This is a genomic window from Kaistella sp. (genome assembly GCF_032060305.1).
Lineage (GTDB): Bacteria > Bacteroidota > Bacteroidia > Flavobacteriales > Weeksellaceae > Kaistella > Kaistella yananensis.
Genome location: NZ_DAMBHK010000042.1, coordinates 12,319 through 13,825, shown reverse-complemented (window position 1 = coordinate 13,825; position 1,507 = coordinate 12,319). Strand labels below are relative to the sequence as shown.

Below are 1,507 nucleotides of genomic sequence, written 5' to 3'. Positions count from 1 at the left end.
GATAAACTGCCCAGAAAACTGCCCATTGGCGTACGAACTGCCGATACGATGAATACTTCTTGCATGTGTAATTTTTAAAATTTTAATACGGCAAATTACAAAAAAAAACACACTTTAAAAAAAGTGTGTTTTGCTTTATTTCAGGGCGAAATTTTAATGTTTTACGTCGGCTAAAACTTCCGGATTATGTTTGTGTTTGAACAATATTGCAAATAATATAGCAACGACCAAAGCGTAGATAGCAAAACCAAGCCAGATTTCGTGCCACGCTTTTCCACCATCTTGAGTAGTAAAGAAGCTTGAAATAGCCCAACCACTCACAGCACTTCCAAGGATTGCTCCGAAACCATTGGTCATCATCATAAAAAGACCTTGAGCAGAGGAACGTATCTTACTGTCGGTAGTACTCTCAACAAATAAAGAGCCTGAAATATTAAAGAAATCAAATGCCATCCCGTAGATAATATTGGACAGAATAATTAACAACAAACCGAACCCTTCCGGAGCTCCCGCTGAGAAAAATCCAAAACGAAGAACCCATGCAAACATCGAGATCAGCATTACTTTCTTAATTCCAAATTTATAAAGGAAGAATGGAATTGCAAGGATAAATAAGGTTTCTGAAATCTGCGAAATCGAAATTATCATAGTAGAATACTGCACCACTGCAGAATCTTTAAATGCTTCCACACTACCGAAATCTTTCAGGAAAGTGTCTCCGTACATATTCGTCAGCTGAAGCGCTGCACCCAAGAACATTGAAAAAATAAAGAAGAGCGCCATTTTTCTCTGCTTAAAAAGACTGAACGCGTCCAGACCAAGCTTCTGGGTAATTGTTGCATTTTGACTTATCAATTTTGGCGGCGGACATTTAGGTAAAAAGAAAGCAAAGATTCCTAATATGATGGCAAAAATTCCCGCAAGATAAAATTGGTTTGCATTCAGTGAGTTTCCAAAAATATTGGCAAATGAATTACCTACGCTGATTCCCAAATCAGAAAATGATTGTTCATCACTAAAAATATTGGTAGTCCACATGGCGGCAATAAAGCCGATTGTACCCCAAACCCGAATAGGCGGAAACACTTTTACCACGTCATAATGACTGTCTTTTAAAAGTTTATAGGAAATCGAGTTCGAGAGTGAAAGCGTCGGCATATAAAAACACATTCCTATTAATAAAATCCAAAAAAAGGTTGTAGGATCATCTGTTTTAGCCAAAAGAAAAAGTGTAACACCATACAAAATGTGGAGAGCTCCGTAAAGTTTTTCAGCATTAATCCATTTGTCTGCAACAATTCCCATTAATGCAGGCATAAAAATGGAAGCTATTCCTAAAGTTGAAAAAACGGCACCAAACTCAGCCCCACTCCATTGTTTATATGCAAAACCATAAGTTCCTAAGGTCGTAAGCCAGGCTCCCCACACAAAAAACTGCAGAAAGCTAACAATGGTAAGTCGTAATTTTAAATTCATAGTTTAATTATCAATATTATTCAATCTTCTT

The 1,507-nt window shown here is 37.0% G+C and carries 1 protein-coding gene; it reads right to left on the bottom strand.

Annotated features, from left to right (window positions below; genetic code table 11):
- Nucleotides 1–153 precede the first annotated feature (153 nt).
- Nucleotides 154–1,476 (bottom strand): nucleoside permease, encoded by a 1,323-nt coding sequence (locus tag V5N63_RS07420; protein ID WP_332033439.1) that lies wholly within the window; start codon nucleotides 1,474–1,476, stop codon nucleotides 154–156.
- Nucleotides 1,477–1,507 lie beyond the last annotated feature (31 nt).

What these genes read in the sequence shown, in the direction of transcription:
- V5N63_RS07420 (WP_332033439.1), bottom strand. Translation starts at nt 1,476, where the DNA reads ATGAATTTAAAATTACGACTTACCATTGTTAGCTTTCTGCAGTTTTTT.